The sequence below is a fragment of the Microbacterium hatanonis genome, assembly GCF_008017415.1.
Taxonomy (GTDB): domain Bacteria; phylum Actinomycetota; class Actinomycetes; order Actinomycetales; family Microbacteriaceae; genus Microbacterium; species Microbacterium hatanonis.
On sequence record NZ_VRSV01000001.1, the window covers coordinates 212,785 to 227,800 of the forward strand.

16 protein-coding genes and 1 tRNA gene are annotated in these 15,016 nt (G+C 69.4%); 10 read left to right on the forward strand and 7 right to left on the reverse strand.

What is annotated here, in order from left to right:
* The first annotated feature begins 25 nt into the window (after positions 1 to 25).
* From FVP77_RS01015 to rplA, 9 genes are all read left to right on the forward strand, one after another.
* The gene (locus FVP77_RS01015) at positions 26 to 1,423 is read left to right on the forward strand and encodes an MFS transporter (RefSeq protein ID WP_147892853.1); all 1,398 of its coding nucleotides are present in this window, start codon (positions 26 to 28) and stop codon (positions 1,421 to 1,423) included.
* A 76-nt stretch (positions 1,424 to 1,499) separates the two neighbouring features.
* Positions 1,500 to 2,741 (forward strand): D-mannonate dehydratase ManD, encoded by a 1,242-nt coding sequence (gene manD / locus FVP77_RS01020; protein WP_147892854.1) that lies wholly within the window; start codon positions 1,500 to 1,502, stop codon positions 2,739 to 2,741.
* On the forward strand, positions 2,731 to 3,387 hold the full coding sequence (locus FVP77_RS01025; protein WP_147892855.1) for a bifunctional 4-hydroxy-2-oxoglutarate aldolase/2-dehydro-3-deoxy-phosphogluconate aldolase: 657 nt from the start codon (positions 2,731 to 2,733) through the stop codon (positions 3,385 to 3,387). Before manD ends, FVP77_RS01025 begins: the two co-directional genes overlap by 11 nt.
* A 53-nt stretch (positions 3,388 to 3,440) precedes the next feature.
* Positions 3,441 to 4,355, forward strand: a complete 915-nt coding sequence (locus tag FVP77_RS01030; protein ID WP_222707708.1) for a sugar kinase — start codon at positions 3,441 to 3,443, stop codon at positions 4,353 to 4,355.
* 219 nt (positions 4,356 to 4,574) lie between these two features.
* Positions 4,575 to 4,647 (forward strand) — tRNA-Trp (locus FVP77_RS01035).
* A gap of 45 nt (positions 4,648 to 4,692) precedes the next feature.
* Positions 4,693 to 4,971 carry a preprotein translocase subunit SecE gene (secE, locus tag FVP77_RS01040; RefSeq protein ID WP_116647801.1) on the forward strand — a complete coding sequence of 93 codons (279 nt, stop codon included), beginning with the start codon at positions 4,693 to 4,695 and terminating at the stop codon, positions 4,969 to 4,971.
* 62 nt (positions 4,972 to 5,033) lie between these two features.
* On the forward strand, positions 5,034 to 6,155 hold the full coding sequence (gene nusG / locus FVP77_RS01045; RefSeq protein ID WP_147892856.1) for a transcription termination/antitermination protein NusG: 1,122 nt from the start codon (positions 5,034 to 5,036) through the stop codon (positions 6,153 to 6,155).
* A gap of 137 nt (positions 6,156 to 6,292) precedes the next feature.
* The gene (gene rplK / locus FVP77_RS01050; RefSeq protein ID WP_116647803.1) at positions 6,293 to 6,724 is read left to right on the forward strand and encodes a 50S ribosomal protein L11; all 432 of its coding nucleotides are present in this window, start codon (positions 6,293 to 6,295) and stop codon (positions 6,722 to 6,724) included.
* 13 nt (positions 6,725 to 6,737) lie between these two features.
* Positions 6,738 to 7,430, forward strand: coding sequence for a 50S ribosomal protein L1 (gene rplA / locus FVP77_RS01055; protein WP_121149939.1), 693 nt, complete (start codon positions 6,738 to 6,740; stop codon positions 7,428 to 7,430).
* A gap of 59 nt (positions 7,431 to 7,489) precedes the next feature.
* On the opposite strand, the gene FVP77_RS01060 is transcribed toward rplA, so the two are convergent.
* Together FVP77_RS01060 and FVP77_RS01065 are read right to left on the reverse strand one after the other, a co-directional pair.
* On the reverse strand, positions 7,490 to 7,765 hold the full coding sequence (locus FVP77_RS01060; protein WP_147892857.1) for an acylphosphatase: 276 nt from the start codon (positions 7,763 to 7,765) through the stop codon (positions 7,490 to 7,492).
* A 31-nt stretch (positions 7,766 to 7,796) separates the two neighbouring features.
* Positions 7,797 to 8,453 carry a LysE/ArgO family amino acid transporter gene (locus FVP77_RS01065; protein ID WP_147892858.1) on the reverse strand — a complete coding sequence of 219 codons (657 nt, stop codon included), beginning with the start codon at positions 8,451 to 8,453 and terminating at the stop codon, positions 7,797 to 7,799.
* Positions 8,454 to 8,523: 70 nt separating this feature from the next.
* On the opposite strand from FVP77_RS01065, the gene FVP77_RS01070 reads away from it, so the two are divergent.
* Positions 8,524 to 9,411: a LysR family transcriptional regulator ArgP gene (locus FVP77_RS01070; protein WP_147892859.1), complete on the forward strand. Its 888-nt coding sequence runs from the start codon at positions 8,524 to 8,526 to the stop codon at positions 9,409 to 9,411.
* A gap of 24 nt (positions 9,412 to 9,435) precedes the next feature.
* On the opposite strand, the gene fdhA is transcribed toward FVP77_RS01070, so the two are convergent.
* The 5 genes from fdhA to FVP77_RS01095 form a co-directional block, all read right to left on the reverse strand.
* The gene (gene fdhA / locus FVP77_RS01075) at positions 9,436 to 10,656 is read right to left on the reverse strand and encodes a formaldehyde dehydrogenase, glutathione-independent (protein ID WP_147892860.1); all 1,221 of its coding nucleotides are present in this window, start codon (positions 10,654 to 10,656) and stop codon (positions 9,436 to 9,438) included.
* A 106-nt stretch (positions 10,657 to 10,762) separates the two neighbouring features.
* Positions 10,763 to 11,794: an NADP-dependent oxidoreductase gene (locus tag FVP77_RS01080; protein ID WP_147892861.1), complete on the reverse strand. Its 1,032-nt coding sequence runs from the start codon at positions 11,792 to 11,794 to the stop codon at positions 10,763 to 10,765.
* Between the two features lie 118 nt (positions 11,795 to 11,912).
* Positions 11,913 to 12,413 carry a MarR family winged helix-turn-helix transcriptional regulator gene (locus FVP77_RS01085; RefSeq protein ID WP_281290301.1) on the reverse strand — a complete coding sequence of 167 codons (501 nt, stop codon included), beginning with the start codon at positions 12,411 to 12,413 and terminating at the stop codon, positions 11,913 to 11,915.
* A 1-nt stretch (position 12,414) separates the two neighbouring features.
* On the reverse strand, positions 12,415 to 14,106 hold the full coding sequence (locus tag FVP77_RS01090) for an MDR family MFS transporter (protein ID WP_147892862.1): 1,692 nt from the start codon (positions 14,104 to 14,106) through the stop codon (positions 12,415 to 12,417).
* 121 nt (positions 14,107 to 14,227) lie between these two features.
* Complete coding sequence (locus tag FVP77_RS01095) at positions 14,228 to 14,902, reverse strand: YqaJ viral recombinase family protein (RefSeq protein WP_147892863.1); 675 nt, start codon at positions 14,900 to 14,902, stop codon at positions 14,228 to 14,230.
* Between the last annotated feature and the right edge of the window lie 114 nt (positions 14,903 to 15,016).

The following is a 15,016-nucleotide window of genomic DNA, read 5'->3' on the forward strand; positions in this document are numbered from 1 at the left end:
ACAGTCCGTACGAAGGAGTATCGATATGACCACACCGCAGCAGGCGGCGAGCACCGCCGCAGCCGATCCGGCCGCCAAGCGGTCCACGGGCGACCTCGTCCGCGCCGCCGTCTCGGGCTGGCTCGGCACGGCGCTGGAGTTCATGGACTTCCAGCTCTACTCCCTGGCCGCAGCCCTGGTGTTCAACCAGCTGTTCTTCGGTTCGACCGACCCGGCCATGGCGGTCGTGCTCGCCATGGCGACCTACGGCGTCGGCTACATCGCCCGCCCGATCGGCGCCGTCTACTTCGCCCGCATGGGCGACCGCATCGGTCGTAAGAAGGTGCTTTTCTACACGATCCTGCTGATGGGCGCGGCGACCACCCTCATCGGAGTGCTGCCGACCTACGCGCAGGTCGGCGTGCTGGCCCCGATCCTGCTGGTCATCCTGCGTCTGGCGCAGGGCTTCGGCGCGGGAGCGGAGATCTCCGGCGCCGGCGTCATGCTCTCGGAGTACGCGCCGACCAACCGCCGCGGCATCATCGCCTCGCTGGTGGCGCTCGGCACGAACTGCGGCACGCTGCTCGCCTCGGGCATCTGGGCGATCCTCCTCGCTGTGATGCTCGAGAGCGACGTCATCGCCTGGGGATGGCGCATCCCCTTCATCGGCAGTGCCGTCATCATGATCTTCGCCATCTGGGTGCGGATGAGCGTCAAGGAGAGCCCGGTCTTCGAGGAGCGCGTCGACGTCGTCGACGGCGTGGCGATGTCTCGCGAGCAGATGGTGGAGCAGGCCACGGCCACGAACGACGTGCGCACCCTCGAGTCGCTGGAGCGCAAGCCCGTCAAGGCGTTCCTGGTGTCCTTCTTCCTGCGCTTCGGCCAGGCCGGAAACTCGGGTCTGATCCAGACGTACCTGATCTCGTTCATCACGGTGACCCTCGCGGTGCAGAAGGGCGTCGGCGCCGAGGTCGTCATCGTCTCGTCGCTGGTCGGGTTCGCCACCATCCCGATCGTCGGCTGGCTCGGCGACCGCATCGGCCGCCGCCGGATGTACATCATCATGTCGTCGATCTCGCTGGTGCTGATCGTCCCGACGATGCTCGCGATCGCCTCGAAGGAGGTCGGCTGGATCTTCGTCGGCTACGTCGTGATCCACAACGTGTCGGTGCTCGGACTGGCGTCGATGGAGAACATCTCGATCCCCGAGATCTTCGGCGCCCGCAACCGCTACACCCTCACCGCGATCGTCCGCGAGATCGCCGCGATCATCGCGACGGGAATCGGACCGGTCATCGTCGCCGCCTGGGTCGCCGCCACCACGGGCAGCGTCGTGCCCATCATGATCCTCATGGGGCTGTTCACCGCATCCGCCCTCATCGCGGCCCTCGTCGCGAAGGAATGGACCGGTCGCGACCTGACCGACCCGCGCGCCGCCATGTGAGGTCGGCAGCACCCGTCACACCCCCTGGTGCGGCCGCCCACCCGGCGGCCGCACCACCGAACAAGGAGGATCGTCGATGACGATCGAGACCGTCACCGTCAATGTCACCAGCCCCGGCCGCAACTTCGTCACGCTGAAGATCGTCACGTCCGACGGCATCGTCGGCTGGGGCGACGCCACACTGAACGGGCGCGAGCTCGCGGTGGCCTCATACCTCGGCGATCACGTCGCCTCGACCCTCATCGGTCGCGACGAGGACCGCATCGAGGACACCTGGCAGTACCTCTACCGCGGGCCGTACTGGCGACGCGGCCCGGTCACGATGGCCGCGATCGCCGCCGTCGACATGGCGCTGTGGGACATCAAGGCCAAGAAGGCCGGGATGCCGCTCTACCAGCTGCTGGGGGGCGCCAGCCGATCGGGACTGCGCGTCTACGCGCACGCCTCCGGCACCGACTACGACGCGCTCGCGAACGCCATCACCGGCTACAAGGAGCTCGGCTACACGGCGGTGCGCGTGCAGACGGGGATCCCCGGGCTGGGCCAGATCTACGGCGTCTCGTCGTCGGGACCGGGCGTGCGCTACGACTACGAGCCCGCCAAGCGCGCCGCGGACGGGTCGGCCGCGTCGGCTCCGACCGAGGAGACCTGGGACACCCGCAAATACCTCTCGCACATGCCCGGCGTGTTCGCGCGCATCCGGGAGGACTTCGGCACCGATCTGCGCATCCTCCACGACGGTCACCACCGCATGACCCCGATCGAGGCGGCGCGGTTCGCGAAGGACATCGAGCCCTACGACCTGTTCTGGCTGGAGGACTGCACTCCCGCGGAGGACCAGTCGGCGCTGCGGCTCGTCCGCCAGCACAGCACCACCCCGCTCGCGATCGGCGAGGTGTTCAACTCGGTCTACGACTACCAGACCCTCATCACCGAGCGGCTCATCGACTACGTGCGATCGGCGGTCACGCACACCGGCGGCATCAGCGCGATGAAGAAGCTGCTCGACTTCGCCGGCATCTACGGCATCAAATCCGGCATCCACGGCCCGACCGACATCTCGCCCGTCGGCATGGCGGCGGCGCTGCACCTCGGCATGGCGATCCACAACTTCGGCATCCAGGAGTACATGCCCCACAACGCGCAGACGCTCGAGGTCTTCCGCACGTCGTTCACCTTCGACAGCGGGTTCCTGCACCCGAGCGAGCAGCCCGGCCTCGGAGTCGAGCTCGACGAGGATGCGGCGTCCGCCTACGAGTACACCAAGGCGTACCTGCCCGTGAACCGCCTCACCGACGGGACCATGCATGACTGGTGACACGGCCGTGCGCCTCGCCCTCCCCGCCCGTACCCGCGACACCCGACTGATCGTCGTGGTGCGTGCGCCCTCGGCCGACGACTACGACGGCGTGATCGAGGCTCTCCTCGACGCGGGGGTGCAGAGCGTCGAGCTGACCCTCACCACCCCCGGCACGATCGAGCGGCTCGCCGGCCTCGTCGACCGGTACGGCGACGGCATCGACCTGGGCGTCGGCACCGTCGTGGATGCCGACCAGCTCTCCCGCGCGGTCGACGCGGGTGCCCGCTACCTCGTCACGCCGGTGACGTCGGCGTCCCTGGTCGCCCAGGCGACCGCCGCCGGTGTCCCGATCGTCCCGGGAGGACTCACCCCCACCGAGCTGTTCGCGTCGTGGTCGGCGGGAGCGTCGGCGGTGAAGGTGTTCCCGGCGGGGCAGGTCTCGCCCGACTACGTCAAGGATCTGCGAGGCCCCTTCCCGGGGATCGACGTGGTGCCCTCGGGCGGCGTCGACCTGACGGGAGCGGAGGCATGGCTGCGCGCGGGTGCGGTCGCCGTCAGCGTCGGCGGGCCGCTCCTGGGCGACGCCCTGCGAGGCGGCGATCGCGCAGCCCTGCGCGCGCGGGCGGACGCCTTCGTCGAGGTCTGCGCGAGGGCGACCCCGTGACCGCGGCGGACGCCGCGGCACCTGCGCCGCGCGTCGTGACCCTCGGAGAGACCATGGCGCTGATGCGCACCCGTGAGATCGGATCGCTGCGTCACGCCACCGACCTCGCGCTCGGCATCGGCGGCGCGGAGAGCAACGTCGCCATCGGCCTGCGCCGCCTGGGGGTCGATGCGTCGTGGCTCGGCCGCGTCGGCGACGATCCTCTCGGAGAGCGCGTGCAGCGCGAGATCCGCGCGGAGGGCGTGGACGTGCGTTGCGTCGTGGACGCCGACGCCCCCACGGGCCTCATGCTGAAGGAGCGGCCGTCGGCCTCGTCCACCGCGGTGTTCTACTACCGCGCAGCATCCGCGGGGTCTCGTCTGTCGCCGGACGATCTTCCCGAGGGCTGGGTCGAGGAGGCCGACCTGCTGCACGTCACGGGCATCTCGGCCCTCGTCTCGGCATCCGCGCGCGACTGCGTGGCCGAGGCGATCCTCCGCGCGAAGAACGCCGGGGTCCGCGTCAGCTTCGACGTCAACTACCGTTCGGCGCTCGGCTCGCCCGCTGCCGATGACGAACTGCGCGCGCTCGCCGCCCGTGCCGACATCGTGTTCGGGGGCGACGACGAGCTGCAGTTCCTCCGGCCGGGGCACTCGGCCGAGGCGGCGGCCCGGCACCTGATCGACGAGGGGTGCGGCGAGGTCGTCCTCAAACGCGGGGCCGACGGCGCGACGGCCTACGTAGACGGCGATGTCGTGCACTCCCCGGGATTCGTCGTCGACGTCGTCGACACGGTCGGCGCGGGCGACGCCTTCGTGGCGGGCTACCTCAGCGGCCTGCTCGCGGGCCTCGATCCGCCGTCGCGGCTGGCCCGGGCGAACGCCTGCGGAGCCATGCTGTGCATGACCCCGGGCGACTGGGAGTCGAGTCCCACGCTTCGAGACCTGGCCCGTTTCTGCGACCCCGACGGCGACCCCGTCCTCCGCTGAGCGCTGAGGTGCCGCGACCGGGTGCTTCCCGCCCGGCGGAGACGCCGGAACGCGGCACCTCGGCGATCTCCGAGCCTCGGTTCGCCTCGGCCGGGGGCATGGCATAGACTGGATGGAGCAGTTGAAGTCTGCATTCTTTCGCCGTGCCCGCGGGTCGGGACGACAATCCCCGGTCAGGTCAGGGTGGAAGACTGTGGGCATCCCGGGCCGCAAGGCCTTAGGGCGGTAGCTCAATTGGCAGAGCAGCGGTCTCCAAAACCGCAGGTTGCAGGTTCGATTCCTGTCCGCCCTGCGCGTCAGCGCACGCTGACACACGGAAGGTACTCAGGTGAGTTCGATGGTCCAGGATGAGCCGGCGGGCGGCGACGTCGTCGCCAAGCGTGACGCGCCGCGCGAGAAGAAGCCCAACTTCTTCCTGCGCATCGTCATCTTCATCCGCCAGGTCTTCGCAGAGCTTCGCAAGGTCGTCACGCCGACCCGTCAGGAGCTGCTGAAGTTCACGGCAGTCGTGCTCGGTTTCGTCGTCGTGATGATGGCGCTGGTCTACGGACTCGACGTGCTTTTCGTCTGGGTCACGAGCGTCGTGTTCGGCGTACCGGGCGGCACCGTCCCCTGAGCGGCGCCTCTGCGCCCGCGGAGCGCGTCGAGCGCTCGCACCACGAACGGAAGAGAACACAAGTGTCAGAACGATTCACCGACGACGCCGACTGGGCGACCGCGGCCGAGCAGTCCAGCGAGGACGACGAAGCCCAGGAGGGCAACCAGCTCGCCGCCGAGGAGCGCTCCGTCGCACCCGCCGAGCAGGTCGCCCTGCACATCGAGGACGAGAACGGCTCCGATGAGAGCGACGGCCTCGACGAGATCGAGATCGATGACCCTGAGGCCGACGCGATCGTGAACGACGCGCTCGAGATCGACCAGGCCGCTGAGGCCCAGGCCGCCGCCGAGGTGCTCACCGAGTCGCTCGAGGACGAGGTCGCCGAGCGCGCCGCCGAGGCCGCCGACGACGTCACCCCCTACGACGGTCCCGACGTCAACGGCGAGCCCGACGCACCGGTGCTCGACGAGGACTTCGTCCAGGACGTGGATGCTGCGGCCTCCGTCGTCGACGATGTGGAAGCATCCGTCTCGCCCGCCGACGCCGCCGAGGCTCCGGCCGACGGCGAGAGCGACGAAGACGCCGACCCGTACGAAGAGTTCCGCATGGATCTGCGGATGCTTCCGGGCAAGTGGTACGTCATCCACTCCTACGCCGGGTTCGAGCGCAAGGTGAAGGCCAACATCGAGCAGCGCAAGTCGACGCTCGAGGTCGAGGACGACATCTACCAGGTCGAGGTCCCGATGGAGGACGTCGTCGAGATCAAGAACGGGCAGCGCAAGATGGTCACGCGTGTCCGGATCCCCGGCTACGTGCTGGTGCGCATGGAGCTCAACGAAGACACCTGGTCGGTCGTGCGTCACACGCCCGGCGTCACGGGCTTCGTCGGCAACGCGCACAACCCGACCCCGCTCCGCTTCGAAGAAGCCTTCAACATGCTGAAGAGCCTCGTCGAGGTCAAGGAGGTCGCTCCCGCGAAGGCCGGCGCCACGAAGGGCGGCCAGCCGCTCGCGCGCAGCGTCGTCACCGAGGTCGACTTCGAGATCGGCGAGACGATCACGATCAAGGAGGGCTCGTTCGCGGGTCTTCCCGGTTCGATCAGCGAGATCAAGCCCGAGAGCGGCAAGCTCACGGTGCTCGTGTCGCTCTTCGAGCGCGAGACGCCGGTCGAGCTGTCGTTCGACCAGGTCACCAAGCAGTAACAACAGACTTCCCGAGGGGTGCGCTCGTCGCACGGCCCCGGGGGAACCGCTGTCCGGAGATGCCGGACGTGCGGGAGAACGGATTCGGTCCCCGAGCCTGTCGACGGGCCCGAATCGTTCGATGAAAGGAAAAGGAAATGGCACCCAAGAAGAGGGTTACCGGCCTGATCAAGCTCCAGATCAAGGCCGGCGCCGCCAACCCCGCGCCGCCGATCGGTCCGGCGCTGGGTCAGCACGGCGTCAACATCATGGAGTTCTGCAAGGCGTACAACGCGGCGACCGAGGCCCAGCGCGGCAACGTCATCCCCGTCGAGATCACCGTCTACGAGGACCGCAGCTTCACGTTCATCCTGAAGACGCCCCCGGCCGCTGAGCTCATCAAGAAGGCCGCCGGTCTGTCCAAGGGCTCGCCGACGCCGCACACCACCAAGGTGGGCAAGCTCACCAAGGAGCAGGTGCGCGAGATCGCGACCACCAAGCAGCCCGACCTCAATGCGAACGACATCGAGGCCGCGTCGAAGATCATCGCCGGCACCGCCCGTTCCATGGGCATCACGGTCGAGGGCTGAGGGGAATACGAATATGGCTACCAAGTCCAAGGCCTTCCAGGCCGCTGCCGCCAAGATCGAGGCGGACAAGTTCTACACCCCCACCGAGGCTGTCGCCCTCGCGAAGGAGACCGGTTCGGCGAAGTTCGACTCGACCGTCGAGGTCGCGCTGAAGCTCGCCGTCGACCCCCGCAAGGCCGACCAGATGGTTCGCGGAACGGTCATCCTGCCCCACGGCACGGGTAAGACCGCCCGCGTCATCGTGTTCGCGACCGGTCCCGCGGCCGAGGCTGCGATCGCTGCCGGCGCCGACGAGGTCGGCGGAGCCGAGCTCATCGAGAAGGTCGCCGGCGGCTACACGTCGTTCGACGCCGCCGTCTCGACCCCCGAGCTCATGGGCCAGGTCGGTCGTCTCGGCAAGGTGCTGGGCCCCCGCGGCCTGATGCCGAACCCGAAGACCGGCACCGTGACCCCCAACCCGGCCAAGGCCGTCGAGGAGATCAAGGGCGGAAAGATCGAGTTCCGCGTCGACAAGCACGCCAACGTGCACTTCGTCGTCGGCAAGGCATCGTTCTCGGCCGAGCAGCTCGACGAGAACATCGCCGCGGCTCTCGAAGAGGTCGTTCGTCTGAAGCCGTCGAGCTCGAAGGGCCGCTACATCCAGAAGGGTGCGGTCTCGACCACGTTCGGCCCCGGCATCCCGCTGGACGTCAACGCCATCGTCTGACGCATCGCGTACGAAGAGGGCCTCACCGGTTTCCGGTGGGGCCCTCTTCGCGTCTGCCGTCAGACGGTGTCGCGGATCTCGAAGCCGTGCTCTCCGGTGACGGGGACGTCGCTGACTTGCACGTCGTCGACGCGCGCGCCCGGTGGGCCGTGCGCCATCCAGGCCAGCACCGCGTCGACCTGGTCGGGCGAGCCCTCCACCTCGGCCTCGACGGAGCCGTCGGCTCTGTTGCGCACCCATCCCGTCACTTCGGCACGCCGCGCGAATCGGCCGGCCGTATAGCGGTAGCCGACCCCCTGGACCAGACCTCGGACGACGATGTGGATGCGGCGCATCTGCCCATCGTGCCGCACGCTCGGCGCCGTGTCAGTGCGGAAGCACCAGGGTGATCGCCAGCACGATCATCACGACCGCGATCATCCCGTCGAGGATCCGCCACGCGCGAGGGGTCGCGAGCCACCGGCTGAGGTAGCGCGATCCGAACGCGAGTGCGAGGAACCAGGCCACGCTCGCCAGCATGGCGCCCGCCGCGAAGACCCACCGGGCATCGCCGTGGGTGGTCGCGACCGAACCGAGCAGGAACACCGTGTCGAGATACACGTGCGGATTCAGCCACGTGAGCGCCAGGCACGTCAGCACCACCGGAGCCAGGCGCGGTCGTGTCACCAGCGCTGTCGCTGCGGGCGCAGCATCCGACATCCCTCGCGTCGGTGCGGCGTCGACCTGCAGCGTCGCACCGGCCGGGTGCCAGGCGCGGCGAGCGGCGAGGAGGCCGTAGCCGAGGAGGAACGCCGCACCGGCCCATCGCACGACGTCGATCAGCCAGGGCACGGCCGCCAGCACGAGTCCGATACCCGATATGCCGACCGCGATGAGCACCGCATCCGAAGCGGCGCACACGAGCGCCACGGTGAGGACGAACTCGCGACGGAGTCCCTGACGCAGGACGAACAGGTTCTGCGCCCCGATCGCGACGATGAGCGAGAGGCCGAGTCCGATGCCGGCGAGGAAGGAGGTGAGCACGGATCCGACGCTAAGTGCGCGCTTCTATCAAGTACAGCTCAATATTCTTCGTTGCCATTAGCGTTGCTTCATGCAGATTCCTCTCGACCTCGCCCGCACCCTCGCCGTGGTCATCGATGAGGGCACCCTCGACGCGGCCGCTCACCGTCTGCACATCACGGCGTCGGCCGTGAGTCAGCGCATCCGCGCGCTCGAGAATCGGCTCGGCCGCGTGGTGCTGGTGCGCTCCAAGCCCGTCCGGGCGACCGACGCGGGGGAGGCGGTGGTGCGTCTGGCCCGTCAACTCGCCCTCATCGAGCACGACGCTCTGGCCGAGATCGGCGACGGAGACGAGGGGGCGACGGCGGTCGTGCCGCTCGCCGTCAACGCCGACTCGCTCGCGACCTGGTTCCTGGCGCCGCTCGCCCGCCTCGCCGAGCGCCGGCGCATCGTGTTCGAGCTGCACCGCGACGACCAGGACTTCACCGCGGGGCTTCTCGAATCGGGCACCGTGATGGGGGCCGTGACCTCGCGTGCGGCCCCGGTCGGCGGATGCCGCGTCAGCGCACTCGGCGTGCTCCGCTACGAAGCGGTCGCGGGCGCCTCGTTCGCGGCCCGGTGGTTCGCCGGAGGCGTGGATGCTGCGTCTCTGGCCGTCGCCCCGGTGGTCGACTTCGATCGGCGCGACGACCTGCAGTCGCAGTGGCTGGCGGCGAACGGCGTCGACCCCGCGGCGCCCCCGCGGCACCTGGTGCCGGCGTCGAGCGAGTTCGCCGAGGCGGTCGTCCTCGGACTGGGATGGGGGCTGCTGCCGCGCTTCCAGTCGGAGGGGCACCTGCGGACGGGCGCGCTCGTGCCGCTGGGCGGCCCGCCGATCGACGTCGCGCTCTACTGGCAGCAGTGGAACCTGACCTCCGACCTGCTCGACGCCATCGCCGACGAGGTGGTCGCCGAGGGGCGGCGGGTGCTCGCTCACTGAACGCCCGCCGCCCGGTGCGAGTCGTCAGGCCGCCGTGATGTACCCGTTCGGGTTCAGCACGTACTTGCGCGCGGTGCCGCTGTCGAAGTCGGCGTACCCCTGGGGCGCCTCGTCGAGGGTGATCGGGGTCGCGTGCACGGCGTCGGCGATCTTCACCTTGTCGTGGAGGATCGCCATCATGAGCTGACGGTTGTAGCGCATCACCGGGCACTGACCGGTGGTGAACGCGAGCGACTTCGCCCAACCGAGTCCGAGGCGGAGCGAGAGCGATCCGACCTTCGCGGCCTCGTCCACGCCGCCGGGGTCGCCCGTCACGTAGAGCCCGGGGATGCCGAGAGCGCCTCCGGCCGCGGTCAGATCCATCAACGAGTTCAGCACCGTCGCCGGTGCCTCGTGGCTCGAGTCGGCACCATGACCGCGGGCCTCGAAACCCACGGCGTCGACGGCGCAGTCGACCTCCGGCACGCCGAGGATCTGGGCGATCTGCTCCTTGGGGTCGCCTTTCGACACGTCGACCGTCTCGCTGCCGAACGACCGGGCCTGCGCGAGGCGTTCCTCGATCAGATCGCCGACGATGACCACGGCTGCGCCCAGGAGTTGGGCCGAGACCGCGGCGGCGAGACCGACGGGCCCGGCACCCGCGATGTACACGGTCGATCCCGGACGCACCCCCGCGGTGTAGGCGCCGTGGAACCCCGTGGGGAAGATGTCGGACAGCATGGTGAGATCGAGGATCTTCTCCAGCGCCTGGTCGCGGTCGGGGAAGACCAGCAGGTTCCAGTCGGCGTAGGGGACGAGCACGTACTCGGCCTGGCCTCCCACCCATCCGCCCATGTCGACGTAGCCGTAGGCGCTCCCCGGCCGGTCGGGGTTCACGTTGAGGCAGATGCCCGTCTTCCCCTCCTTGCAGTTCCGGCAGCGCCCGCACGCGATGTTGAACGGGACGGAGACGATGTCACCGACCTTGACGAACTCCACATCGGGTCCGACCTCGATGACCTCGCCGGTGATCTCGTGGCCGAGCACCAGTCCCTCGGGAGCGGTCGTGCGTCCGCGGACCATGTGCTGGTCGGACCCGCAGATGTTGGTCGCGACGGTGCGCAGGATCGCTCCGTGAGGAACCTTCCGCCCCACGTTCGCGGGATTCACCCCCGGCCCGTCCCTCAGCACGAACTCCGGATAGGGGGTGTCGATGACTTCCACGACACCAGGACCCTTGTACGCAACCGCTCGGTTCGTCGACATCTTCGTCGCTCCTTCGTGAGGGGCGCGCGTCGTCACGCGCCGGTGGCCCCACCCTCCCACCGGGGCACCCGTTGCGCGACCCCCCTCCGCGCGAGGGTCGTTGCGATCAGTCGTCGCTGACGCGGAGGACGAGCTTGCCCCGTGTGTGCCCGCGTTCGAGCTCGCGGTGCGCGTCGGCCGCCTCATCGAGCCCGAACACCCGATCGACGTAGACCTGCACGGCGCCCGACTCCAGCAGACGTGCCACCGTGGCGAGCGTCCCGCCGTCGGGCACGACCTTGAAGCTCGTGGCGCGGAACCCCTCGGCGGTCGCGGCCTCGTGGAACCCCGGCCAGGCGCCGGTCGGCACTTCGATCAGCAGCCCGCCCGGGCGCAGAACCCGGAGCGAGCGTGTTCCCGTGTCATCCATGACGTTGCCGACGAGATCGATCACCACGTCGACGTCGGAGACCTGATCCTCGAAGCGCTCCGTGGCGTGGTCGATGACGGTGCGGGCGCCCAGTTCGCGCAGCCAGTCGGCATTGCGGGCCGAGCCCGTGGCGATCACCTGCGCTCCGAAGTACGACGCGAACTGCACCGCGAAATGACCCACGCCGCCGCTGCCCGCGTGGATGAGGATGCGCTGACCCTCGTGCGCGAGGGCGGTCTCCACCACGAGGCCCCACGCGGTCAGAGCTGCCAGCGGCACGCCCGCCGCTTCGACGTGCGAGAGCGACGCGGGCTTGCGCGCGAGCGAGAGCGAGGGCACCGTGACGTACTCCGCGTAGGTGCCTCCGGTGCGGGGGAAGCCCGCCATGCCGAACACCTCCGTGCCGACCGGGAAGGCGTGCGCCTCGTAGGGGGACTTCACGACGACGCCGCTGAAGTCGAACCCGAGCGCCGTCGGGAACGAGCCGATCGCGCCGGACACCCCCGAGCCCGATCGGGTCTTGGCGTCGATCGGATTGACGCCGGCGGCGACGACCCGCACGAGCACCTCGCTCAGGATCGGCGCGGGGGTGTCGATCGTCGCCAGGTGCAGCTCCGCAGCATCCCCCGTCCGATCGATCACGGCGGCGCTCATCGTCGACGGCAGCGCAGGCGGCTGGGCGAGTGCGACGTCGGAGGGGGACTCGGGGCGCTGGGGCCGGAATCTCATCGGCGCTCCTTCCGTGCGATGGGCGACGACGGCGACGGTGCCGGCGACGGACACCAGTCAACCGCGGAAGTGTCTCCACGGTGTTACGCGGGTGTCACCGCAGAAAGAAGCTCGGTTCTCAGGCCTCCGGCGTCTCGCCGGAGGCGAGGGAATGCAGGAGCCGGGTGAGATGGCGGATGTCGCCGATCGACCAGTCCTCCAGCACGGTGAACAGGCGTCCCTTCTGGGGAGCGCGAGCGACCGCGAGACGCTCCGCGCCCTCGGGAGTGACGGTGATGAGTCGGGATCGTCGATCACCCGGGTCGAGCGTGCGCGCGACGAGCCCGAGGCCCTCGAGCTCCGAGACGCTGCGACTGACCAGTCCCTTGTCGGAGGTCAGGTGCTCGGTGAGGGCCGAGAGCGTGGTCGACCCCGAGCGGGCGATCAGCGACAGCACCTTGAAGGTGCCGGGGAGCATGCCGGGGTGCACCCGGTCGGCCGCCGCCGCGAGGTGGTGGCGGTAGGCCGTCATCAGCTCGGCGAACGACCCCTCGAGCGCCTCGAGCGCGACGAGCCGGTCGTCCCCCGCCGGCGCGTCGACCGGGATCGTCGCGTCGGCGGGGGAATCGGCGATCGTCATGTCAGTCATTCTCGCCGACGGACGAGCGCGTCGTGCGGGCGTCGGCCTCGGGGACGGTCGTGACCGCTCCGGTTCCGGCGAGCACCGACATGCCCTCGGAGGTCGAGACGGTCGCGAGGTCGGCTTCTCCGGCGTGGATCCGCTCGCTCGTGGTCATGCGGTTCAGCGGGTGGTTCGGCAGGAAGATGATCGCGATCAGGCTGATGACGGCGATCGGAACCGCGATGAGGAACGAGCTCGCGATCGACTGGGCGTAGATGTCCTCGACGATCACCCGCACGGCCTCCGGGAGCGCCGACACCTGCGGGATCGTCCCGGACTGCAGCTGCGCCGCCACTGCGGCGCCGTCGGCGCCGAGGCCGGCGATCGCCGTCGCGATGTCGGCTCCGCGGTCGACGAAGAGGCCGGCGGCCGTCGTCGCGAGGGCCGCGCCCATGACCGAGACGCCGACGGTGCCGCCGAGGCTGCGGAAGAACGTCACGCCCGAGCTCGCCGCGCCCATGACCTCCGGGCGCGCGGTGTTCTGCACGATCAGCACGAGGTTCTGCATCGTCATGCCCACGCCGGCACCCAGGAGCGCCATGTAGACGGAGACGAGCGCGAAGTTCGTGTCGTAGTGGATGGTCGACAGGAGGAACGACCCGGCGATCAGCAGCACGCCGCCGACGATGAGGTAGGGCTTCCAGTGGCCGTAGCGCGAGATGAGCGAACCGACGATCACGGACGCGAGGAGCAGACCCGCGATCATCGGGATCGTCATGACGCCGGCCTCGGTCGGGGTCGCCCCGCGGGCCATCTGCATGTACTGGCTGAGGAACACCGCGGTGCCGAACATCGCCAGGCCGGTCGCGATCGAGGCGATCGTGGCGAGCGTGAACGTGCGGTTGCGGAAGAGCGTGAGGGGAACGAGGGGTTCGGACACGCGCAGCTCGACGACGATGAACAGGACGGCCGAGACGATCGCTCCGCCCACCATGAGCACGGTCTCGGTGCTCCACCAGTCGTAGTTCTTACCGGCGTTGGTGACCCAGATGAGGATCAGCGAGACGGCGGTCGCGAGCAGCACGATGCCGAAGTAGTCGATCTTCACCGCGCGCTTCGGTCGGGCCGGGAGGTGCAGGGTGCGCTGCTGGATGAGCAGCGCCGCGACCGCGAAGGGGAGCGCGACGAAGAAGTTGAAGCGCCAGCCGAACGAGTCGGTGATCACGCCGCCGAGGAGCGGACCGCCGACGGTGGCGACGGCCATGACGGCGCCGAACAGACCCATGTAACGGCCGCGCTCGCGGGGGCTGATGATGTCGGCCATGATGACCTGGCTCAGTGCGGCGAGGCCGCCGGCGCCGAGTCCCTGCACCGCGCGGAACGCGATGAGCATCTCGGTGTTCTGCGAGAAGCCCGCGGCCGCCGTCGCGAGCACGAAGATGGCGATGGCGATCTGGATCAGCAGCTTGCGGTTGAACAGATCGGCGAGCTTGCCCCAGATCGGCGTCGAGATCGCGGTCGTCAGCAGGGTCGAGGTGATGACCCAGGTGAAGGCGGCCTGGTCGCCGTTGAGGTCGTGGACGATGACGGGCAGCGACGTCGAGACGACGGTCGATGCGAGCATCGACACGAACATCCCGAGGAGGAGTCCGATGAGCGCGGGCAGCACGCGGCGCGGCGCGGTGCCCGGCTCGGAAGCAGTGGTGGCCATGAGAACCTTTGCGAACGAGGAAGAAGAGTCGCGACACCGTCGACGCGATAGTTGACTTTCATCAACATTACTCCGATTGTTTGACTTTCGTCAACTATCCCCGAACGGGTCGTCGTGCGGCTCAGCCGTCGGCCAGCGCGAGTGCGCGGAACCTCTCCCGTGGGGGTTCGGCGCGCGGGGCCGGCGCTCTCGCCGCCATGGTGCGGCGGTGCAGCTCGTCGATCAGCGCCGTCGCCAGTCGCACCAGGTTGTCGATCTCGCGTTCGTCGCGGTCGACCCACTGGCACTGCGGCTCGTCCCCGACGGGCACGAAGCCGTCGTGCTCCTCCCAGGTGACGAGCGTGCGTTCGGCGCCGAGCACGTGCTGCTGCCACCAGACCTGTCGAAGATAGGTACGCGGGATGCTGCGCCACTTCTTGTTCGTCGTCTTGATCTCGGCGAGGATGACCCGCCCCGCAGCATCCACCGTCACACCGTCGGGCGTCGCGAGGTGCCGCTTCTCGACGACCGCGTGGAACAGTGCCGACGAGGGCTGGATCCCGTGCGTCGCAGCGACCCACGCCGCGATCTCGGGCTCGCGCGCCTTGCCGTGCGCCGTGTAGGCGTTGCCGGAGAACCCCGATCCCAGCAGCTTCGCGTCGGCTGCGCGGGGGATGACCCGGTCGCTCGTCAACGCGGCGACGTCGGTGGCCGTGATGCCCCGCGAGCGCGCGCGCACCCACGCGACGCGGTCGCGCGAGTCGGCCACGATCCGCGCCGCCAGCTCGGGGCTGCGCGCGGACAGTTCGGGGGACATGCGTTCGACCCTAACCCCGCTCCCCACCCTCTCCCACTCGACCCGCCGCCCGCTCGCCATGCGCGTCGAGAGCACGGCATCTCGCCGAGACGACACGTTCTTGGCGCCGGATGC

What these genes read in the sequence shown, in the direction of transcription:
- FVP77_RS01060 (WP_147892857.1), bottom strand. Translation starts at nt 7,765, where the DNA reads ATGCGCCGCATCCACATCGTCGTCCGAGGTCTGGTCCAGGGGGTCGGC.
- FVP77_RS01070 (WP_147892859.1), top strand. Translation starts at nt 8,524, where the DNA reads ATGCAGATTCCTCTCGACCTCGCCCGCACCCTCGCCGTGGTCATCGAT.
- FVP77_RS01030 (WP_222707708.1), top strand. Translation starts at nt 3,441, where the DNA reads ATGGCGCTGATGCGCACCCGTGAGATCGGATCGCTGCGTCACGCCACC.
- FVP77_RS01015 (WP_147892853.1), top strand. Translation starts at nt 26, where the DNA reads ATGACCACACCGCAGCAGGCGGCGAGCACCGCCGCAGCCGATCCGGCC.
- manD (WP_147892854.1), top strand. Translation starts at nt 1,500, where the DNA reads ATGACGATCGAGACCGTCACCGTCAATGTCACCAGCCCCGGCCGCAAC.
- rplA (WP_121149939.1), top strand. Translation starts at nt 6,738, where the DNA reads ATGGCTACCAAGTCCAAGGCCTTCCAGGCCGCTGCCGCCAAGATCGAG.
- FVP77_RS01095 (WP_147892863.1), bottom strand. Translation starts at nt 14,902, where the DNA reads ATGTCCCCCGAACTGTCCGCGCGCAGCCCCGAGCTGGCGGCGCGGATC.
- rplK (WP_116647803.1), top strand. Translation starts at nt 6,293, where the DNA reads ATGGCACCCAAGAAGAGGGTTACCGGCCTGATCAAGCTCCAGATCAAG.
- secE (WP_116647801.1), top strand. Translation starts at nt 4,693, where the DNA reads ATGGTCCAGGATGAGCCGGCGGGCGGCGACGTCGTCGCCAAGCGTGAC.
- FVP77_RS01025 (WP_147892855.1), top strand. Translation starts at nt 2,731, where the DNA reads ATGACTGGTGACACGGCCGTGCGCCTCGCCCTCCCCGCCCGTACCCGC.
- fdhA (WP_147892860.1), bottom strand. Translation starts at nt 10,656, where the DNA reads ATGTCGACGAACCGAGCGGTTGCGTACAAGGGTCCTGGTGTCGTGGAA.
- FVP77_RS01085 (WP_281290301.1), bottom strand. Translation starts at nt 12,413, where the DNA reads ATGACGATCGCCGATTCCCCCGCCGACGCGACGATCCCGGTCGACGCG.
- FVP77_RS01090 (WP_147892862.1), bottom strand. Translation starts at nt 14,106, where the DNA reads ATGGCCACCACTGCTTCCGAGCCGGGCACCGCGCCGCGCCGCGTGCTG.
- FVP77_RS01080 (WP_147892861.1), bottom strand. Translation starts at nt 11,794, where the DNA reads ATGAGATTCCGGCCCCAGCGCCCCGAGTCCCCCTCCGACGTCGCACTC.